Raw genomic sequence first — 17,554 nt, forward strand, 5'->3', positions numbered from 1 at the left:
GGTGCCGTCCCGCCGCACGCCGGCCCGGAATCCGGTGTCGGTTGCCCGTGCGGCGTCGCCGAGACCGAGCTCGCCGAGCATCCGCACCATGGAGGTGTAACCGGCGGTGTGGAAGATGCCGCCGTGCTCGAGCAGCAGGCCGGGCCGGTGCTCGGTCCGGATGCGGCCACCGACGTGGCCGTCGGCCTCGAGGACGACCGCGTCCAGACCGCGGCCACGGAGCTCCCGCGCGGCGGTGAGACCCGCGATCCCCGCTCCGACGACGACGACGTCCACCTCGGGCATCATGCGACGAGACGGTAGGAGGACCGCCGTCCGGCGCCACCTGCCGTCGGGAAGAGGACGTCCCCCCGAAGGAGGGGTCAGGCCGCGCGCAGTCCGCGCAACCGCGCGAGCAGGGACGGGCGGCGCTCCGCGTCCGTCTCCCCGGTCGCGTCGGCGCACTCGCCGCAGCGCGCGGCGGGCGGGCTCGCGAGGGAGGACGCCCAGACGGTCCGGGCGCAGGCGGCGCGGTGGGCCCCGGTGACCGGGTCGTGCTCCAGGACCGCGTGGTCGCGTCCGTCCAGGGCGCAGGTCAGCCAGTGCGCGCGATCGGCACCGTGATCGACGGGGGCGGCCATCACGCGTCCTCGAGCAGATCGTCGAACCGGCCGGCGCGGACGTCGGAGAGGAAGGCCCCGAGGTCGGCCCGGGTGACGAGCAGGGCCGCGTCGTCGGGGAAACGCGAGTTGCGGAGGGCGACGTGCCCGACCGGCCCGACCGCGTCGGTCACGGCGGCGAGCTCCACGCAGTTCCCCTGCTTGCCGCTGTACCGACTGCGGCGCCACGCTGCGCCCACGAGGTGCGAGGCCGTGGTGTGCATCGGTGGTCCGTCCGCCGTCGGTGCTTGAATCCGACACGACGGTAACACCGACCCGGGTCATCTGCATGTGCAGAAGCACGTAGCGCCTGCGACGTCAGCCCCGCTCGCGCAGCTTCGCCAGCAGGCTCCGGCTCTCGTCCGGGCTCAGCGCGTCGATCGTCAGCTCGTCCATCTGGCGCGAGTACTCCTCGACCTCCGCGCGGCGGTCGAGGTACAGCGCGCCGGTGAGGCCCTCGATGTAGGTGATGTCCGGGACGTCGGGCTCGGCGAAGCGCAGCATCGTGAACGCCGTCTCGCTGCCGTAGCCCGACAGCTCCGAGGGCAGGACCTGCAGCGTGATGTTCGGTCGGCGGGACAGCTCGGCGAGGTGGTCGAGCTGCGCGGCCAGCACCGCGTGCCCGCCGATCGGGCGGTGCAGCACCGCCTCCTCGACCACGGCCCACAGCCGCGGGGCCCCCGGGCGCTCGAGGACGCGCTGGCGCTTCATGCGGACCTCGACCCGCTCGTGCTCGGTGGGCGTCGCCTGCTCCGGGTGACCGCGGGTGACGATCGCGAGCGCGTACTCCGGCGTCTGCAGCAGCCCGGGCACGAAGAGGAGCTCGTAGGTCTGGATGCGGACCGCGGCCGACTCGAGCCCCACGTACTCGGAGAACCAGTCCGGCACCGCCTCGCCGGGGCGCTGCCACCAGCCGGGCTCGTTGGCCTGCGTCGCGAGCTCGAGCAACCGGGCGCGCCGTTCGGTGGCGCCCTCGCCGTAGAGCGTCAGCAGGTCGTCGACGTCCCGGTGCTTGAAGCCGACCTTGCCCGACTCCATCCGGCTGATCTTCGACTCGCTGCCGCGGATGTGGTAGCCCGCCGCGCCGCGGGTCACCGACGCCTCCTCGCGCAGCCGCTTGAGCTGGGCGCCGACGATGATCCGGCGCGCCGTGGGGCCGGGGTCGTCCGGTCCGTCGAAGCCGTCCGGGCCCTCGTGAGCGTTCTCGGCCACGCCGGCGTCCTCCGGGATCGGTGACTGGTCCGAAGGTCGGAGACTACAGGGCGGGAGCCTGTTTCCCGACGTGTCGCGGCCGGTCGGTCGGAGCATCCTCGTCCCGTGCGGGGACGGCGATCATGACGGCGGGATGGGCCTCGATGCTCGCGCCCGGGCGGCGCGGGGCCGTCGGGGTGCTCTGCGGCGGGGTCCTGCTCTTCGCGGTGGACACCTACGTCACGGCGAGCCTGTTGCCCTCCGCGGTCGCCGAGATCGGCGGGGAGCGCTTCTACTCGTGGGTGGTCACGGTCTACCTGCTGCCCGCCGTGGTGACCTCGGCGCTCACCGGCCGGGCCCTGGCGACCTGGTCGGCGCGGCGGGCCTACCTGCTCGCCCTGCTCGCGTTCGGCGTGGGCACCGCCATCGACGCGGTGGCGCCGTCGATGGCGGTCCTGCTCCTCGGGCGGGCCGTGCAGGGCACCGGCGGCGGGCTGCTGGCGGGGCTCGCCTACGCGCTCATCCGTACGGCGCTGCCCCGGGAGTTGTGGACCCGCGGCAGCGCGGCGATCTCCGCGATGTGGGGCGTCGGCCTGCTGGTCGGGCCGGTCCTCGGCGGGGTGTTCGCCGAGGCCGGCCTGTGGCGGGGGGCGTTCGTGACGATGGTCGTGGTCACCGTGGTGGTGGCCCTCGGCGTCCCGGCCGGGCTCCGACGCGCCGCGGCGCGGCCCCCGTCCGTACGGACCCCGTTCCCCCTGCTCTCGGTGCTGCTGGTCGGCGCGGCGGCGGCCGTGCTGTCGGTCTCCGGGCTCGCGGTCTCGGGCTCGGGGGCGGACACGCGTGGCCTCGTGGTCGCGGGCGGCGGGATCGTCGTCGCCCTCGCGCTGCTCGTCGCCCTGGTGGCGCACGAACGCCGGCCCGGGGCCGCGCGGGTGCTGCCCCTGGCCACGTTCACCCGGGGCGGCCCGCTCGCGGCCGTGTACGTGACCGCTGCCGTGCTCATCGGGGTGTCCGCCGTCGAGGCCTTCGTGCCGCTGTTCGGCCAGCGCCTGGGCGGGCTCTCGCCGGTGTGGGCCGGCTTCCTCGGCGTGGCCCTCGCCTGCGGCTGGGTGGTGGGGGAGATGACGAGCGCGTCGGTCGGCCGGGGACGGCTCGCCGTCGGGATCGGACCGGTGCTCGGGGTGGCGGGCTTCGCGCTGCTCACCCTCACCCAGTCCACCGGCGCGGTGCCCCTCTGGGCGTTCGGGCTGGTCCTGGCCGGGCTCGGCGTCGGGGTGGCGTGGCCGCACCTCGCGGCCGGGGCGATGGCGGGCGGCACGGCCGCGGACGGCACCGAGGACGACGGCGAGGGCGATCGCGCGTCGGCCGCGATCACGATGATCCAGATGCTCGCGGTGGCCCTCGGGGCCGCGTTCGCGGGCGTGGGGGTGGCCCTCGGACGCGACACCGCCGCCTCCGCGACGCTGCTCTACGGCGGGATGGGGATCGTCGCCGTGCTCGGGACGGTGACCGCGCTGCGCGCCCGCGAGGCGGCCTAGAAGTCGCCGTCGGCCACCTGGAGCACGGTCAGCCCGAGCCCGCGCCACATCCCGACGACGCGGTCGCGGTCGTCGAGGACCAGGCGCACCGTGTAGCGGCCCGCGACGTCCCTCTCGTAGAGCTCGCGCTTCACGACGTCGTCGGGACGCGTGTCGCCGACCGCGCGCAGCGACAGCTCCGGCCACTCCCGGCCGCCCAGCACGTGCGCGTGCAGCCACCACTCGGTGGGCACCCGCGCCGCCTCGGTGCGCCCGGACAGGAACACGACGTGCGGGGTGGAGCGGCGCAGGTCGTCGAGCACGCGGATCACCGGGAGGTTGGGACGGTCCTCGCCCGCCCGCAGCTCACCCTGCGGGCCGGGGAAGGGGGAGCGGTCCGCGCGCAGGGCCAGCGTGCCGTCGACGTCGCAGAGCAGGACCTCCTCCATGCGTGCGAATTCTGGCGCCGCGCTGCCGGGCCCGACGCACCCGGTGCGGCACCATCGGGCGCCGTGTCGCGCGCGCTTCTGGTCACCGCCCTGGTCGTCGTCCTGGCCTCGTGCGCGGCACCCGCGGCGCCCGCCGCCCCGGCTCCGCCTCCCACACCCGCCGCACCCGCCGCACCTCCTGCGCCGACCGCCACGACCCCCGCTCCGCGTCCCGGCGCCTTCGTCGTCCCGGCCGGCGCGACGATCGTCATCGACCCCGGACACAACGGGGGGAACGCCCGCGCCGCCGCCACGATCGCGCGCCCGGTGCCGGACGGGCGCGGCGGGGAGAAGCCGTGCAACACCACTGGCGCGTCGACGGCGGACGGCTACCCGGAGCACGCCTTCACCTGGGCGGTCTCCCAGCGGCTGGCCGAGCTGTTGCGCGCCCGCGGCTACCGCGTGGTGCTGACGCGGCCGGACGACGTCGGCGTCGGCCCCTGCGTCGACGACCGCGGGCGGGCGGGGGAGCGGGCCGGGGCGGCCGCCGTGTTCTCGGTGCACGCCGACGGCGCGCCGGCCGCCGGACACGGGTTCCACGTCCTCTACTCCGCGCCGCCGCTGAACCCGGCGCAACGCGGTCCGGCCCGCGCGCTCGCCGACGCCACGGTCGGGAGCCTGCGCGGTGCGGGCCTCACGCCGGCCACCTACATCGGGCGCGGCGGCCTCGACGCCCGCGACGACATCGCCGGGCTGAACCTCGCGACCGTCCCGACCGTGCTCGTCGAGTGCGCCAACCTGGGCAATCCCGCGGACGCCGCCCTCGCGCGGTCGCCCGAGGGGCAGCAGCGGTTCGCCGCGGCCCTGGCGTCGTCCGTCGGGTGAGCCGTCACGCCGGCAGCGTCATCCCAGCAGCGACAGCACGGCCCCGAGCCCGCGTTCACCGAGGCGGAACTCGCTCGGCAGCAGGAAGGCCCGGCACCCCGCCGCCACCGCCCCGCCGTCGCGGGCGGGGTTGTCGCCGACCATGAGCGTCGCCCGGGGGTCGACCCCGAGCGCGGTGCAGGCCGTGGTGAACATCGCGGGCTCCGGCTTCTCGACGCCGAGCTCGCAGGAGAGCACCCAGGTCCCGACGAGGTGCTCGACGCCGGCCGCGCGGGCGTGCACCCGGATGTCCCACCCGATGTCGGAGACCACGCCGACCCGCACCCCGCGGTCGGCCAGGGCCTGCAGGACCTCGGCGCTGTCGGGGTAGGGCACCCAGGCCTCGGGCGCCCGCAGCAGGTCGATCGCCGTGTCCTCGATCCCGCGGAGCGCTCCGACCTGCGCGAACCACATCCGCATGGCCGCGCGGTGGGCGTCGTCCGAGAGGTCGCGACCCCGCTGCGCGGCGGCGACGCCGGGTCGGGCGGCGGCCGTGGCGAGGTCGTCCAGCGTGGCCGCGCAAGGGATCTCGCGGGTCGCCGCGAGACCCACCGACCGCAACCAGGCGGGGGTGTCGATCATGTGGAAGAGCGTGTTGGAGAAGTCGAACAGCACGGCCTCGACCGGGGGCACCGGGTCGCGGCGCTGGGCGTCCGTGGGCTCGTAGGCGGCGGTCAGGTCGAACAGGGCACGCACGGCGCCCAGTGTGGGTCAGACGGGAGACGGAGCGCAGCGGAGCTCGACCCGGATCAGCGCGCGGTGGCGACCACGAGCGCGGTGGCGTTGTCCCGGGTCCCGGCGGCCCCTGCCGCGTCGACCACGGCCCGGGCCAGGTCGGGTGCGGGCACCCGGGCGCAGGTGGCCGCCAGGACGTCCGGGTCCAGGGCGCGGTGGACGCCGTCGGTGGCGAGGAGGAGAGCGGTCGGCTCCGCGATCGCGGCCAGCCCGACCTCGACGGCCCCGCGCACGGTGCGCACGCTCGTCGTCAGGACGTGGTCGAGGTGGTCGGCGACGGCGATGCCGGACGCGCGCATCTCGGCCCCGACGGTGTGCTCGCGGGTGAGCGCCTGCGGACCCCCGGGCCCGAGTGCGTACGCGCGGACGTCGCCGACCCAGGCGACGGTCCAGGTCGCCTCGGCGAGCCGGACGTCGGGGCCCAGGGCGACGGTGAGGGCCGCGTCGCCGGGGAGGCCCGCCCCGAGGAGCACGTCACGGGCGGCGAGCACGGCGAGGTCGGCCCGGCCGTCGAGGACGGCCGTCCGCACGGCGTGGTCGACCGCGATCCGTGCGGCGCGCGCCGCGGCCGGCGAGTCCCCGACCCCGTCGGCGACGGCGACGGCGTGGCGGTGTCCGCGTCCGGTGAAGCCGGCCGCCGCGTCCGCCTGGTGCCGGCGGGGACCGCGGGCGTCGGCCGCCCACCACGACAGCGCCGCCGCCGCACGCCGCCCCGTCCCCGCGCCCGCCGTCGTCACCGTCATGTCGGCCTCCTCGTCGTCCCCCGCCACCGTCCGCGCGGAGTCTGTGGGCCGGCTGAGGGTCCGGTGAGGGGCGGTGATCAGCCGCCGAGGCTGCGCCGGATCTCCTCGAGCTTCGCCCGGGCGGCCTCCGCGCGCTCGGCCTCCTGCCGGTCGAGGTCGTGCGCCTCCGGCGTCGCGGCGTCCAGCTCGCCGGCGCCGTCGGCCGTCGCCGCGCGCTGCTCGATCCGGTCGCGCACGAAGTCGAAGGTCGGGACGCCGTCGGCGGTGTAGTCGGGTCCGGGCTCGCTCATGGTCCCAGGCTCCCAGAATCCGGTCGGAGCGGGAATTGAGTCGGGTCGGCTCAGGTTGTAGGAGTCAGCAGCCCGCAAGGTCGGGCTCCCTTCCGAGTCCGAGGAGGACCACCATGAGTTCTGCACTGACCTTCCGGTACCCGCGCTTCGTCGGGCCGTTCGCGCCCTTCCGCGTGGCCGACGCGCTCGTCCGCAGCAGCGTCCGCACCGCCCGTCCGGCCGAGTCGGCCTGGTTCGTCCCGGCCGCCGACGTGGTCCGCGACGGCGACGACGCCGTCGTCCGCGTCGAGCTGCCCGGGGTGGACGTCGCCGCCGATGTCCGCGTCGAGGTCGTCGACCACCGACTCGTCGTCGCCGGTGAGCGTCGCGAGGAGCACGAGGGCGAGGGGTTCCGCGAGTCGCGGCGCGGCTCGTTCCGTCGCATCTTCGGCCTCCCGCGCCACGTGGACGCCGACGCCGTGAGCGCGTCGTACGACGCCGGGGTGCTCTCCGTCCGGATCGCGGGTGCGCACGTCGCCCCGCAGCCGGTCACCCCGGAGGCGCGCCGCATCGACATCGCCGGCGTGACGCCGTCCGCCACCGCGGACGGCACGACCGAGGGCGCGACCGACGGCGCGACCGAGGCTTCCGGCACCGCCGAGGCCTGATCCCCGTCCGACCCGGACCGACGCCCCGCCGGGCCCCCGCCCGGCGGGGCGTCGTCGTGTCCGGGCCCGCCGTGACCGGTGCCCGGTGTCGGGGGAGGTCGCTACCATCCGCTGGACCTCGCCACGTCCGTGATCGCCGGGAGACACCGATGCCTCCGCAGCCCCCGCCGCCCGGCCGTCCCGGTCCCGGGTGGCAGCAGGGCCGGTCCGGGCAGCAGGGTCAGTACGGGCAGCCGGGACCGTACGGGCAGCCGGGGCCCTACCCGGGCGGGCACGGGGCGCCGCCCCCGCCGCCGCGCCCGCCGACCGGCCCGTTCCCGGCCCGACCCGGAGGGCCGGGCGGAGCCGGGGGTCCCGCCGCGCCACCCCCGCGTCCGCCGGTGCAGTCCGTCTACGGTCCGGGCGGTCCGAACCGGATGGCCACCCCGCCGCCCTCCCGGGCCTCCCGGCTGGCCGTGGTGGCGCTGGTGCTCGCGGTGCTGGTGGCTCCGGTCGGTCTCGTCCTCGGGGTCGTCGCGCGCCGGCGCATCGCGGCCTCGGCCCGGCCGACCTTCGACACGGTGTTCGAGGAACCGCGCGAGCGGCTCACCGGGCGGGGGAAGGCCACCGCCGCGGTCGTCCTCGGCGTGGTGCTCACCCTGCTGCAGATCGCCCTCGTGGTCGCCCTGACCGTCGGCATCCCCACCAGCTGGCTGCCGTCCACCGACGTCACGGCCGCCGAGGTCCAGACCCAGATCGAGCAGGCCACCCGATTGCCTGCGGGCAGCGTCCGGTGCCCCGGGGCGCTCCCGGCCACGGTCGGCGCGACGATCATCTGCACCGGCACGCAGAACGGTCAGCCGCTGAACCTCAAGGCCACCGTCAGCAGCGTGCAGGGCCGCGACGTCCGCTTCGAGGTCACCCGCGGCTGAGCCTCACCACCGCCAGACGCGCTCCTCGCCCGCGCCCTGCCGGACGATCTCCGGCTCCGGCCCCGACAGGTCGACCACCGTCGTCGGCTCCTTGCCCTGGTCGCCGGAGTCGAGCACGGCGTCGACCTGGTGCTCCAGCCGCTCGGCGATCTCCCAGCCCTCGGTGGGCGGCTCGGACTCGCCGGGGAGGAGCAGCGTGCTCGACAGGAGCGGCTCGCCGAGCTCGTCGAGCAGGTCGCGGGTCACGGCGTTGTCCGGGATGCGCACCCCCACCGTGCGCTTCTTCGGGTGGGCCAGCCGCCGGGGGACCTCGCGCGAGGCGGGCAGGATGAAGGTGAACGGGCCCGGGGTCGCGGCCTTCACCGCCCGGAAGATCGGGTTGGAGACCTCGACGAACTGTCCGAGCTGGGCGAAGTCGCGGCACACCAGGGTGAAGTGGTGGCGGTCGTCGAGGTGCCGGATCGAGCGGATCCGGTCGACCGCGTCGCGGGCGTCGACCCGACAGCCCAGGGCGAACCCGGAGTCGGTCGGGTAGACGATCAACCCGCCGTCGCGGAGCAGCGCCACGACCTGCGCGATGGTCCGCCGCTGCGGATTCTGCGGGTGCACGTCGTAGAACCTGGCCACCTCCCGCAGCGTAGGCCCCGACGGAAGGACGTGTGGCCGTGCCCGGAACGGGATACGTTCGTGATGCCACCGTGACCCGGGAGCAGGAGATCACCACCATGGGAGCCCACGCGGCCCGCACGAGCGAGACGGGGCCGACCGCCACCACCACCGGCACCGCCGCGCGCCTCGCGACGACGACACTGGCGGTCGCCGTCACCGGGATCATCGGCAGCGGGACCGCGCTCGCCCACGACGACGGCGCCGGTCAGCACGGCGGACACGGTCACCACGCGACCTCGGCGACCTCCGGGGACCCGGCCGACGAGGCGCGGGCGGAGGCGCAGCGGACGGTGCGGGACACGCTGGCCGATCTCGGGCTCCCCTTCTCCGGGACGCCCGACGCCGACTCCTCCGACGACGAGGACTCCTCGTCCGACGACCACGACTCCCCGGGTCCGCAGGACTCCTGGTCGGACGCCCGGGCGGACGACGTCGCCACCGCGGCGCACCCGTCGTCGGGACCTCCGCAGCCGAGCGTCCAGCCGATCGCGGCGTCGTCCGGGACCTCGCAGCTCCCCCCGGTCGGGCAGACGCGCACCGTCCCCATCCGCTGAGCACCGTCCGGCGGCGTCCGATCGTTCGTGAGCCGGACGAACGATTTCCCGACGGCGGGGTCGTAGCGCGACCTGCCGTCGGGTACCTGCTCCCGCATGAGCGTCGTCGACAACGCGGTCTACCGGGCCGGCCGCCGGGAGGTCGAGCCGGACACCCTCGACGGCACGCTGAGCGTGCTGCGGGACGAGGAGTCCAGCGACGGGCGGTCGTCGGCGGACTTCGCGTGGATCGGGCTGCTGCGTCCCGACGACGAGGAGATCGCGGACATCGCGCGCGACTTCGCGCTCCCCGAGCTCGCCGTCGAGGACGCGGTGCACGCCCACCAGCGGCCCAAGATCGAGCGCTACGACGACGTCGAGTTCGTCGTGCTGCGTCCCGCCTGGTACGTCGACGCCGAGGAGGACGTCCAGGTCGGCGAGGTCCACCTCTTCCTCGGATCGGACTTCGTCGTCGCCCTGCGACACGCCGAGACCCCGGACCTCGCCGACGTCCGGCGGCGCCTCGAGGACGACCCCGGCCTGCTCCGGCTCGGCCCCCGGGCGGTGCTGTACGGCATCCTCGACCGGATCGTCGACGACTACCGGCCCGTGGTGCACGAGCTGCGCCGGGACATCGACCAGATCGAGACCGAGGTGTTCGGCGGCGACCCCGACGTCTCGCGGCGCATCTACCACCTCTCCCGCGAGGTGATCGAGTTCCAGCGGGCGACGGACCCGCTGCGCGCCATGCTGCGCACCCTGCTGGACGAGACCGCGGAGGACGAGGGCGCGGTGCAGCTCCACCGCGGGCTGCGCGACGTGGCCGACCACGTCGAGTCCTGCGTGGAGGCGGCCGACGGCTTCCGGCAGCTGCTCGAACGGCTGCTCACGGTGAACGCCTCGCTCGTCGGGCAGCGCCAGAACGAGGAGATGCGGCGGCTCTCCGAGACCAGCCTCGCGCAGGGCGACGAGGTGAAGAAGATCTCCAGCTGGGCGGCGATCATCTTCACCCCGTCGGTCATCGCCGGCGTCTACGGCATGAACTTCGACGAGATGCCGGAGCTGCACTGGGCCTTCGGCTACCCCTTCGCCGTAGGGCTGATGATCGTCGCCGCCGTCACGCTGTACCTGATCTTCAAGAGCCGCAACTGGCTGTGACCGCCCCTCAGGCCCCGGGCGCGCTCGGCACCGGCTGCTCGGCCGGCAGCGCGTCGAGCCCGGCCCGGATGCCCTCGCCGAGCAGCCGGATCTCCTCGTCGGTGACGATCAACGGCGGCGACACGGCCACGCCCTTCCCGAGCCCGCGCACCAGCAGGCCGGCCGCCCGCGCCCCGGCGAGGACCTTGTTGGGCGCGTCGGGCACGGAGGCGAGCACCTCGGGGGTCAGCTCGACCGCGGCCAGCAACCCGAACCCGGAGCGCACCTCGGCGACGTAGGGGTGGTCGACCAGCGGGGCCAGCGAGGCCTCCAGCGCCGTCTCCAGCTCCTGCCCCTTCGGGATCAGGTCCTCCCGCTCGTACACGTCGAGCGTGGCGAGCCCGGCGGCGCAGCAGGTGGGGTGCCCGGAGTACGTCGGCCCGTGGCGCAGCGTGCGCTCGCCCGGGGTCGTCCACCACGGGGCGGCGACGTCCGCGGAGACGAGCACGCCGCCGAGCGGCAGGTAGCCCGCCGTCACGCCCTTGGCGAAGGTGACCAGGTCGGGCTGCACGCCGAACCGCTCGATCCCGAACCAGGTGCCCAGGCGGCCGAACCCGCAGATGACGCTGTCGATCACGAGCAGCACGCCGTGGCGGCGGCAGAGCTCGGCGACGCCCTCGACGTAGCCCGGCGGCGGGATGTGCACGCCGCCCGCGCCCGTGACCGGCTCCATGACGAACGCGGCGATCCGCTCCGGCCCGACGTCGGCGAAGACCTTCTCGACCCCCTCGAGGTCCTGCGGGGCCACGGTGTTCTCGCCCGCGAGGACGCCCCAGCCCTCCCGGTTCGCGGGGATCCCGACGATCGACGTCCCGTAGCCGTGGGTGCCGTGGTAGCCCGTCTCGCGGGACACGACGTGCACCCGCTGGTGCTCGCCACGGGCCTGCCAGTAGGACCGGGCGATCTTCACGGCGGTGTCGATCGCGTCCGCGCCGCCCGAGCCGAGGAACACCTTCGAGTCCGGCCCGGTGGGTGCGAGGGCCGCGAGCCGGTCGGCGAGCTCCAGGGCGGGACGGTTCGCGATGTCGGCGAAGCACGAGTAGGCCTCGAGCCGGCTCATCTGGCGCATCGCCGCATCGACGATCTCCTGCCGGCCGTGGCCGACGTTCGCGTACCAGAGGCTCGCGCACCCGTCGAGGTACGCGCGCCCCGCCTCGTCGTACACCCACGCCCCCTCGGCGCGGTCGACGACGAACTCGTGCTCGCGCACGGCGGCCATGTCGGAGAAGGGGTGCCACAGGGATCCCATGGCCCCGATTCTCGTGACGGGCGCAACCCCCGGGCCGTCCCGTCCTACGGTGACGCGCGTGGACGTCCGGCCGGTCACCGTCGAGGAGGCGGTGACCCTCGCCTTCGAGCCCGAGGCCTTCGGTGAGCGGTTCGGGCTGGCCCTCGTCGCGGGCTGGGACGAACCCGGGACGCTCGAGCCGACGGTCGAGGCGCTGGAGGGCGGTGTCGACCCCCGGTGGCTGACGCACCTGCTCGTGGACGCCGGCGAGGTCGTCGGGATGGGTGGTTTCACGGGACCGCCGTGCGACGGCGAGGTGGAGGTCGGCTACCACGTCGCGCCCGACCGCCGGGGTCGCGGGCTCGCGACGGCGGCGGTGCGGACCTGGGTGGACCGCGCGCGGACGGCCGGTCTCACCCGGGTCCTCGCCCGCACCGCGCCCGGGCCGAACGCGTCGACGACCGTGCTCACGAGATGCGGATTCGTGCGGGACCGGGGGCGGGAGGAGGAGGCCGCGACGTGGTGGTGGGTGCGCCCGTTGCCGTGAGACGCACGCCCCACGGGACACGCCGGTCGGGGGGTGTGGCGGTGCCGCCGAACGGCTAATCCGATCGGCGATGCTGAACACCCCGCGTCCACCGGAAGCGGCCGATGGAGGACAGTGGAGGGCGTGACGGTGACGACGGGCGAGGTGATCGGTCGGGTCCGGCGCGTCGCGTCCGCCCGCAGCACCCGCGTCGTCCTGGGCGCCCTCGTGGTCACCGGCCTCGTCGTCGGCTGCGTCCTCATCTGGCCGACCATCGAGGCGGCCGCCTCGGCCCTCGCCGACGCCGACCCGATGTGGGTCACGCTGGCCGTCGCGTGCGAGGCGGGTTCGATCCTCGCCTTCTCCCTGCTGCACCACCGTCTGCTGCGCGCCGCGGCCGTGCGGGTCCGGTTCCGCGCGGTGGTGATGGTGACCCTCGCGGCGAACGCCCTGCACCTGACGGTGCCGGGCGGCGCGGCGCTGTCGACCGCCTACACCTTCCGCAAGCGCCGGGCCTGGGGGGCGACGGGTCCCGTCACCACCTGGACGATGGTCGCCGGCGGCGTCGCGGCGAGCCTCGCGCTGGCCGGGATCGCGGTCGGGTCGGCGCTCGTGGTGAACGGCCGCGCGACCACGCTCGGTCCCCAGCTCCTCCAGCTCGCCGGGGTGATCGCGCTCGGCGCGCTCATCGTCGTGGTGAGCCGGCGCCCCGGCCTCATCACCGCCGCCGCCTCGGCCGGTCTCCGGCTGGTCAACCGCGTCCGCCGGCGGCCGCGCGAGACCGGCGTGCCCGAGCTCGTCGCGCAGATCGAGAGCCTCGCGCTCATCGAGCTCGACGGCCGCGGCCGGGTCGTCGTCGGCCTCTCCGCCCTGTCGAACTGGCTGCTCGACATCTCCTGCCTCGCTGCCTGCTGCGTCGCGGTCGGCGCCAACGGGATGACGATCTCGCTCGTGCTGGTCGCCTACGCCGCCGCCACCGCGGCCTCCAGCCTCGCGTTCCTGCCGGGTGGGCTCGGCCTCGTCGACGGCGCGCTGCTCGCGGCCCTCGTCGCCGGCGGGGTCCCCTCGCACCCCGCGCTCGCGGCGGTCCTGCTCTACCGGCTGGTCAGCTTCGTCGGGGTCGCCGCCGCCGGGTGGGGCGCGTGGCTGTGGGTGCAGACCCGCGGGACCGTCGACGAGCGCCCGCTGGACGACCGGGTCAGCGCCGACGGCGAGGTGCACACGTTGCCGTTCCCGTCGGTGCGGGCCCGCGACGACGTGGTGGGCCCCCGCTAGTCCGGCGTCAGTTCGTCGGCGTCAGCTCGTCGGGGTCGGCTTCGGCTCCGGGGGCGTGTCCTCGGCCTCGCTCGTGGTGGGCCACGTGCTCGTCGTCCCGGAGCCGTGGTGCCCGGAGGACCCGCGCGACCCGCCGGAGGACCCGCCGCCGGAGCCGTTGGACGACCCGCCGCTGCCGCTACTGCTGCCGGACGAGCCTCCGCGCGACCCGCCGCCCGCGGCGCTGCCGGAGCCCGCGCCGACACCGGCCTGCGCGTCGACCGGGGCGACCGCCACCTGGGGCGCCGGAGGCGGCGGGGCGGGGACGGCCGAGGTCGGGGGGACCACCGTCGCCGAGACGGACGCGCTGCGCGCGTAGACCACCCCACCGGTGGTGAGCGCGGCGACCACCACCACCGCGGCGGCGGCCGTCACCAGCAGTCGGGTCCGCGACCGCGGCTCCGGTGCGGGCGGCTGCTCCTCGTCCGGACGGGCGCCCGGGGCGGCGACGGGAGGTCGGGGCGGGACGCGTCCACCCGCCGTCAGGGTGGTGCGATCGTCCGCCGGGGACGGCGGGACGCGTCCACCCGCCGTCAGGGTGGTGCGATCGTCCGCCGGGGACCGGAAGGCTCCCGACGCCGGACCGAGGCCGCGTTCCGGGGAGAGGAAGTAGCCCGAGCCCGGACCGGTCCGCAGGACGTCCGGCGCCGCGGGGAACCGGCCCGAGCCCGGACCGGTGGCGCGGCCGCGCACGGTCGTCGCGGGCGGGAAGCGCGACGGGGTGCCCGTCGTCGGGACGGGGCCGGCCGGGGGGCCGGAGCGCACCGGGCGGGCCGGCGCGGCCGCGGCGGCGGAGCGGAGGTCGAGCAGACCCGAGGACGGGCCGGTCCCCGTCCCGCCGGTCGCGAGCTTGGACGTGGCCGCCGCGGCTACCGCGGCGTTCGCCCCGCTCGCCCCGGCGGACGCGCGTCGCGCGGGGGCGGTCTGTCGCGGGGCGATCGCGAGGACCGCGCCGACCGCGATCGAGGTCTTCGGGTCGGCGTCCACCGCGACCGGGCGACCGAGTTCCTCCGAGACCATCTGCGCCACGAGGGGGATGCGGGACGAACCGCCGACCAGCAGGACGGCCTGCAGGTCGTCCGGCGACAGACCGGCGGAGGCGATCGTCCGGGCCAGGGCGGCGACGGTGTGGTCGAGCGAGGACCGGATCATCGCCTCGAACTCGTGCCGGGTCAGCCGGACGTTCTCCCGGATCGAGGGCAGCATGACCGGGATCGTGACCTCGGTGTCCGCGGACAGCGCCTCCTTCGCCTCGACGCACTCCAGGCGCAGGCGCCGCAGGGCGGAGAGCACGTCCGGGTCCTCGGGGTCGATCTCGTCGAACGCGGCGCCGATCCCGGCGCGCACGTGGTCGACGACGCGGTCGTCGAAGTCGACACCCCCGAGGGTCTCGATGCCCTCGGGACGCCCCGGCAGCTCGAAGCCCCGGGCGGTCCGGCGCACCACGGCCGCGTCGAAGGTGCCGCCGCCGAGGTCGTAGACCCCGACCACGGCGTCGGTGCCGGTCTGCTCCTTCGCCGCATACGCGACGGCCGCGGCCTGGGGTTCGGGCAGGAACGTCGTCCCGGGGACGCCGGCGTCCTGCAGCGCCGTGGCGAGCAGCCGCCGCTTGTGGTCCCCCCAGCTGGCGGGGTGGGTCAGCGCGATCGCCTCGGCGGGGCCGCCCTCGCGCTCGGCGACCCGGTCGACGACCCACCGCGCGAGGCGGGCGGCGAGCGCCTGCGCGGAGTGGACCTCGTCGCCCACGACGAGGGGCACGTCGTCCCCGATGCGCCGCTTGAACTGGCGGACGACCCGGTCGGGCTCGGTGTGGGCGCGCCGCTCCGCGGCCTCGCCGACCAGCAGCTCGCCCGTCGCGGCCAGGTGGAGCACGGACGGCACCGACGCCGTCCGGGTGCCCAGCGCGACGATCTCGGGCTCCGACCACTCCGCGCCCGACCGTCGGGACACGGCCGCCGCGGTGTACGTCGTGCCGAGGTCGATGCCCAGGCGGTAGGGGCGCGGCGAGGTCATGGTCCGCAGTATCGCGGCCGGACGTGACCATGTCGGCCGTCGTCGGCGGGACTAGGGCAAATCCCCTCCGCCGTTCGGGTGAGTATCCCCTGTCACCCCGCACGGTCGGTCACGACACTCCCCGACGTGCTCCCCCGGAGCCGTCGGTCTCGCCCCGATGGCCCCGGCCCCGCGGGTTCCTAGCGTTCCCGGTCATCCGCTGCTCCGGGCCCTGCCCCGGCACGACGGTCCGACGCCCGGCGAGCGCATCGCCCCGAGACCCCAGGAGTGTCCGATGTCCACCGAGTCCCTCCCGACGGAGACCTCCGCCGACCCGGCCGGGTCCGGCGCCCCCGACACGTCCACCGACGCGCCCTCGTCGTCCGGGGCCGCCGACACCGGCAGCGCGCCGGGCAGCACCTCGGGCAGCACCTCGGGCAGCACCTCGGGCAGCACTGACCCGACCGCGACGCTCGACGCGCCGGACACGCCGGACGGTTCGGCCGGCACTCCCACCCCCACGGAGGCGGGTGCCGTCGTCGACGACCTCCGGGAGGCCCTGCCGCCGGAGGCGACCGCGGAGCAGTCGGCGCACTTCGACTCGATGATGGAGTACCTCGGGGGGCTCTCCCCGGAGGACCAGGCGCTCGCCCTCGCCGACCGGCAGGCGCTCTTCGCGCGGTTCGGGATCGACGTGAGCTCCAGCGCGACCTTCTCGCTCGTGATCGAGCGGTCGCAGTGCTACCAGCGCGAGTCGCACCACTGGTCCGGTGGCCATCACGGCGGTGACCACTGGTCCGGCGGGTACTCGTCGGGTGGGTGGTCCGGTGACCACGGCGGGGGCTACGGCGGGGGCGAGCACTGGGGCGGTGGCTGGTCGGGCGGTGACCACTGGGACGGTCACGGGAGCCACGACGACCGCTGGGAGCACGAGAACTGCGACCGGATCTTCGCCCACCACTGCAACGAGACGTTCCGGGAGACCGTCCTGGTGCGGATCGAGATCCACGTCGACATCGACGGCCACGTGGTCGTGGGACGTCCGATCCCGATCGACGACTGGCCGCACCACCCGGACCCCGTCGGCACGCACGTCCCGCCGATCACGGAGACCGGGACGGAGGCCGGCGATCCGGCCGGCCACACGCCGACGGCCCCCGGCCAGCCCGGGACCACCACCACGCCGCCGACCACGGGGCAGACCGGCCAGCCGGGACAGCCGGCCCCGACCGGCTCGACGACCCCGTCGCCCGTGGTCGTCCCGGTCGACGCGAGCGCCCCCCTCGACCCGCTGGGCGGTCAGTCCGGCAGCACCCCACCTTCCACGGGCGACCCCACGGGCGGGGAGCACTCCGGTTCCCCGTCGTCCTCCACCGCGTCCACCTCGTCGACCCCGGTGGACCCCGCGCAGCCGGGCGACCCCGACCACCCCGCCGGGTCGACGACCACGCCCACCGACCCGTCGCAGCCGGGCGGTCCGGACGACCCCACGGGGTCGACGACGACGCCCACCGACCCGACCCACCCGGGTGGTCCCGACGGGACGACCGACCCGACGACGCCTCCGGTCGACCCGACACACCCGACGGGCACGGACCCCGGCCTGGACGACCTGCCCGCGGGCACCTCCTCGACCCCGCCGGCCGGAGGCGCGACGAGCACCCCGCCGACCTCCGGGGAGAACGGTCACCCGGGCGACCCGGACTTCGGATCTCCGGCGCCGACCACCCCGCCGGCGGGGGGCTCCGCGGAGGACCTCGACTTCGGCGCCCCCGCGCCGCGGACGACGACGGAGAACGGGTCGCACGGCGACGCGTCCACGCCGGAGCACACCCCGCAGGAGCCGACGCACGACAGCCCCTCCGACCTGGACCAGGAGCCCGTGCACGTCGGCGCCGAGGAGGTCGACCACGGCTCGTCGAGCAGCTCCCACTCCGGTGACTCCGGCTCCGACCACCACAGCGACCACGGTGGTGACCACGGTGGCGGCGACCACGGCGGGGGCGGCGACCACGCCTTCGGCTGAGGGCGCCCGCCGACGACTCCCGGTCCGCCACCCGTGGCGGGCCGG

At 75.9% G+C, this 17,554-nt stretch carries 19 protein-coding genes and 1 pseudogene; 9 read left to right on the top strand and 11 right to left on the bottom strand.

What is annotated here, in order from left to right; all coding sequences use genetic code 11:
* Positions 1 to 57: 57 nt before the first annotated feature.
* The 4 genes and pseudogenes from BJ983_RS31855 to BJ983_RS24590 form a co-directional block, all read right to left on the bottom strand.
* Positions 58 to 288: pseudogene (locus tag BJ983_RS31855) on the bottom strand (FAD-dependent oxidoreductase); the annotation flags it as partial.
* Between the two features lie 74 nt (positions 289 to 362).
* Complete coding sequence (locus BJ983_RS24580; protein WP_179796210.1) at positions 363 to 620, bottom strand: hypothetical protein; 258 nt, start codon at positions 618 to 620, stop codon at positions 363 to 365.
* Positions 620 to 862, bottom strand: a complete 243-nt coding sequence (locus BJ983_RS24585) for a DUF397 domain-containing protein (protein ID WP_179796211.1) — start codon at positions 860 to 862, stop codon at positions 620 to 622. Before BJ983_RS24585 ends, BJ983_RS24580 begins: the two co-directional genes overlap by 1 nt.
* A gap of 94 nt (positions 863 to 956) precedes the next feature.
* A complete protein-coding gene (locus tag BJ983_RS24590; protein ID WP_179796212.1) occupies positions 957 to 1,850 on the bottom strand; it encodes a Scr1 family TA system antitoxin-like transcriptional regulator in 894 nt (297 codons plus the stop codon).
* A 122-nt stretch (positions 1,851 to 1,972) separates the two neighbouring features.
* Here BJ983_RS24590 and BJ983_RS24595 point away from each other — a divergent pair, with 122 nt between their 5' ends.
* A complete protein-coding gene (locus tag BJ983_RS24595) occupies positions 1,973 to 3,367 on the top strand; it encodes an MFS transporter (RefSeq protein WP_179796213.1) in 1,395 nt (464 codons plus the stop codon).
* Here the strand turns inward: BJ983_RS24595 and BJ983_RS24600 are convergent.
* Positions 3,364 to 3,795: a phosphatase domain-containing protein gene (locus BJ983_RS24600; protein WP_179796214.1), complete on the bottom strand. Its 432-nt coding sequence runs from the start codon at positions 3,793 to 3,795 to the stop codon at positions 3,364 to 3,366. The genes BJ983_RS24595 and BJ983_RS24600 overlap by 4 nt on opposite strands.
* A gap of 63 nt (positions 3,796 to 3,858) precedes the next feature.
* Here BJ983_RS24600 and BJ983_RS24605 point away from each other — a divergent pair, with 63 nt between their 5' ends.
* Positions 3,859 to 4,659: an N-acetylmuramoyl-L-alanine amidase gene (locus BJ983_RS24605; RefSeq protein WP_179796215.1), complete on the top strand. Its 801-nt coding sequence runs from the start codon at positions 3,859 to 3,861 to the stop codon at positions 4,657 to 4,659.
* 18 nt (positions 4,660 to 4,677) lie between these two features.
* Here the strand turns inward: BJ983_RS24605 and BJ983_RS24610 are convergent, their stop codons facing one another.
* The 3 genes from BJ983_RS24610 to BJ983_RS24620 all read right to left on the bottom strand — a co-directional run bounded on the left by BJ983_RS24610 (position 4,678) and on the right by BJ983_RS24620 (position 6,466).
* Positions 4,678 to 5,394: an HAD-IA family hydrolase gene (locus BJ983_RS24610; RefSeq protein WP_179796216.1), complete on the bottom strand. Its 717-nt coding sequence runs from the start codon at positions 5,392 to 5,394 to the stop codon at positions 4,678 to 4,680.
* 53 nt (positions 5,395 to 5,447) lie between these two features.
* A complete protein-coding gene (locus tag BJ983_RS24615; protein WP_179796217.1) occupies positions 5,448 to 6,176 on the bottom strand; it encodes a serine/threonine protein phosphatase in 729 nt (242 codons plus the stop codon).
* Between the two features lie 77 nt (positions 6,177 to 6,253).
* Complete coding sequence (locus tag BJ983_RS24620) at positions 6,254 to 6,466, bottom strand: hypothetical protein (RefSeq protein ID WP_179796218.1); 213 nt, start codon at positions 6,464 to 6,466, stop codon at positions 6,254 to 6,256.
* A 113-nt stretch (positions 6,467 to 6,579) separates the two neighbouring features.
* Here BJ983_RS24620 and BJ983_RS24625 point away from each other — a divergent pair, with 113 nt between their 5' ends.
* Positions 6,580 to 7,113, top strand: coding sequence for an Hsp20/alpha crystallin family protein (locus tag BJ983_RS24625; RefSeq protein WP_179796219.1), 534 nt, complete (start codon positions 6,580 to 6,582; stop codon positions 7,111 to 7,113).
* A gap of 416 nt (positions 7,114 to 7,529) precedes the next feature.
* A complete protein-coding gene (locus tag BJ983_RS24630; protein WP_179796220.1) occupies positions 7,530 to 8,024 on the top strand; it encodes a DUF4333 domain-containing protein in 495 nt (164 codons plus the stop codon).
* A gap of 3 nt (positions 8,025 to 8,027) precedes the next feature.
* Here BJ983_RS24630 and BJ983_RS24635 read toward each other — a convergent pair whose 3' ends face one another.
* A complete protein-coding gene (locus BJ983_RS24635; RefSeq protein WP_179796221.1) occupies positions 8,028 to 8,651 on the bottom strand; it encodes an L-threonylcarbamoyladenylate synthase in 624 nt (207 codons plus the stop codon).
* A gap of 71 nt (positions 8,652 to 8,722) precedes the next feature.
* On the opposite strand from BJ983_RS24635, the gene BJ983_RS24640 reads away from it, so the two are divergent.
* Both BJ983_RS24640 and BJ983_RS24645 read left to right on the top strand, forming a co-directional pair.
* Positions 8,723 to 9,247, top strand: coding sequence for a hypothetical protein (locus tag BJ983_RS24640; RefSeq protein WP_179796222.1), 525 nt, complete (start codon positions 8,723 to 8,725; stop codon positions 9,245 to 9,247).
* A gap of 96 nt (positions 9,248 to 9,343) precedes the next feature.
* Positions 9,344 to 10,384: a magnesium and cobalt transport protein CorA gene (locus tag BJ983_RS24645; RefSeq protein ID WP_179796223.1), complete on the top strand. Its 1,041-nt coding sequence runs from the start codon at positions 9,344 to 9,346 to the stop codon at positions 10,382 to 10,384.
* A gap of 7 nt (positions 10,385 to 10,391) precedes the next feature.
* On the opposite strand, the gene BJ983_RS24650 is transcribed toward BJ983_RS24645, so the two are convergent.
* Positions 10,392 to 11,672: an aminotransferase family protein gene (locus BJ983_RS24650; RefSeq protein WP_179796224.1), complete on the bottom strand. Its 1,281-nt coding sequence runs from the start codon at positions 11,670 to 11,672 to the stop codon at positions 10,392 to 10,394.
* Between the two features lie 58 nt (positions 11,673 to 11,730).
* On the opposite strand from BJ983_RS24650, the gene BJ983_RS31860 reads away from it, so the two are divergent.
* Both BJ983_RS31860 and BJ983_RS24660 read left to right on the top strand, forming a co-directional pair.
* Positions 11,731 to 12,198 carry a GNAT family N-acetyltransferase gene (locus BJ983_RS31860; RefSeq protein WP_179796225.1) on the top strand — a complete coding sequence of 156 codons (468 nt, stop codon included), beginning with the start codon at positions 11,731 to 11,733 and terminating at the stop codon, positions 12,196 to 12,198.
* A gap of 123 nt (positions 12,199 to 12,321) precedes the next feature.
* Positions 12,322 to 13,452 carry a flippase-like domain-containing protein gene (locus BJ983_RS24660; RefSeq protein WP_179796226.1) on the top strand — a complete coding sequence of 377 codons (1,131 nt, stop codon included), beginning with the start codon at positions 12,322 to 12,324 and terminating at the stop codon, positions 13,450 to 13,452.
* Between the two features lie 21 nt (positions 13,453 to 13,473).
* On the opposite strand, the gene BJ983_RS30290 is transcribed toward BJ983_RS24660, so the two are convergent.
* Entirely contained in the window at positions 13,474 to 15,504 is a 2,031-nt protein-coding gene (locus BJ983_RS30290) for an Hsp70 family protein (protein ID WP_218890457.1), read from the bottom strand.
* 274 nt (positions 15,505 to 15,778) lie between these two features.
* On the opposite strand from BJ983_RS30290, the gene BJ983_RS24670 reads away from it, so the two are divergent.
* Positions 15,779 to 17,509: a hypothetical protein gene (locus tag BJ983_RS24670; protein WP_179796227.1), complete on the top strand. Its 1,731-nt coding sequence runs from the start codon at positions 15,779 to 15,781 to the stop codon at positions 17,507 to 17,509.
* Positions 17,510 to 17,554: the final 45 nt, after the last annotated feature.

Source organism: Actinomycetospora corticicola (assembly GCF_013409505.1).
Classification (GTDB): Bacteria; Actinomycetota; Actinomycetes; order Mycobacteriales; family Pseudonocardiaceae; genus Actinomycetospora; species Actinomycetospora corticicola.

Bases quoted from the DNA above. Each gene is read 5' to 3' on its own strand.
- BJ983_RS24580 (WP_179796210.1), bottom strand. From the start codon at position 620: ATGGCCGCCCCCGTCGATCACGGTGCCGATCGCGCGCACTGGCTGACC.
- BJ983_RS24585 (WP_179796211.1), bottom strand. From the start codon at position 862: ATGCACACCACGGCCTCGCACCTCGTGGGCGCAGCGTGGCGCCGCAGT.
- BJ983_RS24595 (WP_179796213.1), top strand. From the start codon at position 1,973: ATGACGGCGGGATGGGCCTCGATGCTCGCGCCCGGGCGGCGCGGGGCC.
- BJ983_RS24600 (WP_179796214.1), bottom strand. From the start codon at position 3,795: ATGGAGGAGGTCCTGCTCTGCGACGTCGACGGCACGCTGGCCCTGCGC.
- BJ983_RS24615 (WP_179796217.1), bottom strand. From the start codon at position 6,176: ATGACGGTGACGACGGCGGGCGCGGGGACGGGGCGGCGTGCGGCGGCG.
- BJ983_RS24620 (WP_179796218.1), bottom strand. From the start codon at position 6,466: ATGAGCGAGCCCGGACCCGACTACACCGCCGACGGCGTCCCGACCTTC.
- BJ983_RS24625 (WP_179796219.1), top strand. From the start codon at position 6,580: ATGAGTTCTGCACTGACCTTCCGGTACCCGCGCTTCGTCGGGCCGTTC.
- BJ983_RS24630 (WP_179796220.1), top strand. From the start codon at position 7,530: ATGGCCACCCCGCCGCCCTCCCGGGCCTCCCGGCTGGCCGTGGTGGCG.
- BJ983_RS24645 (WP_179796223.1), top strand. From the start codon at position 9,344: ATGAGCGTCGTCGACAACGCGGTCTACCGGGCCGGCCGCCGGGAGGTC.
- BJ983_RS24650 (WP_179796224.1), bottom strand. From the start codon at position 11,672: ATGGGATCCCTGTGGCACCCCTTCTCCGACATGGCCGCCGTGCGCGAG.
- BJ983_RS30290 (WP_218890457.1), bottom strand. From the start codon at position 15,504: ATGACCTCGCCGCGCCCCTACCGCCTGGGCATCGACCTCGGCACGACG.
- BJ983_RS24670 (WP_179796227.1), top strand. From the start codon at position 15,779: ATGTCCACCGAGTCCCTCCCGACGGAGACCTCCGCCGACCCGGCCGGG.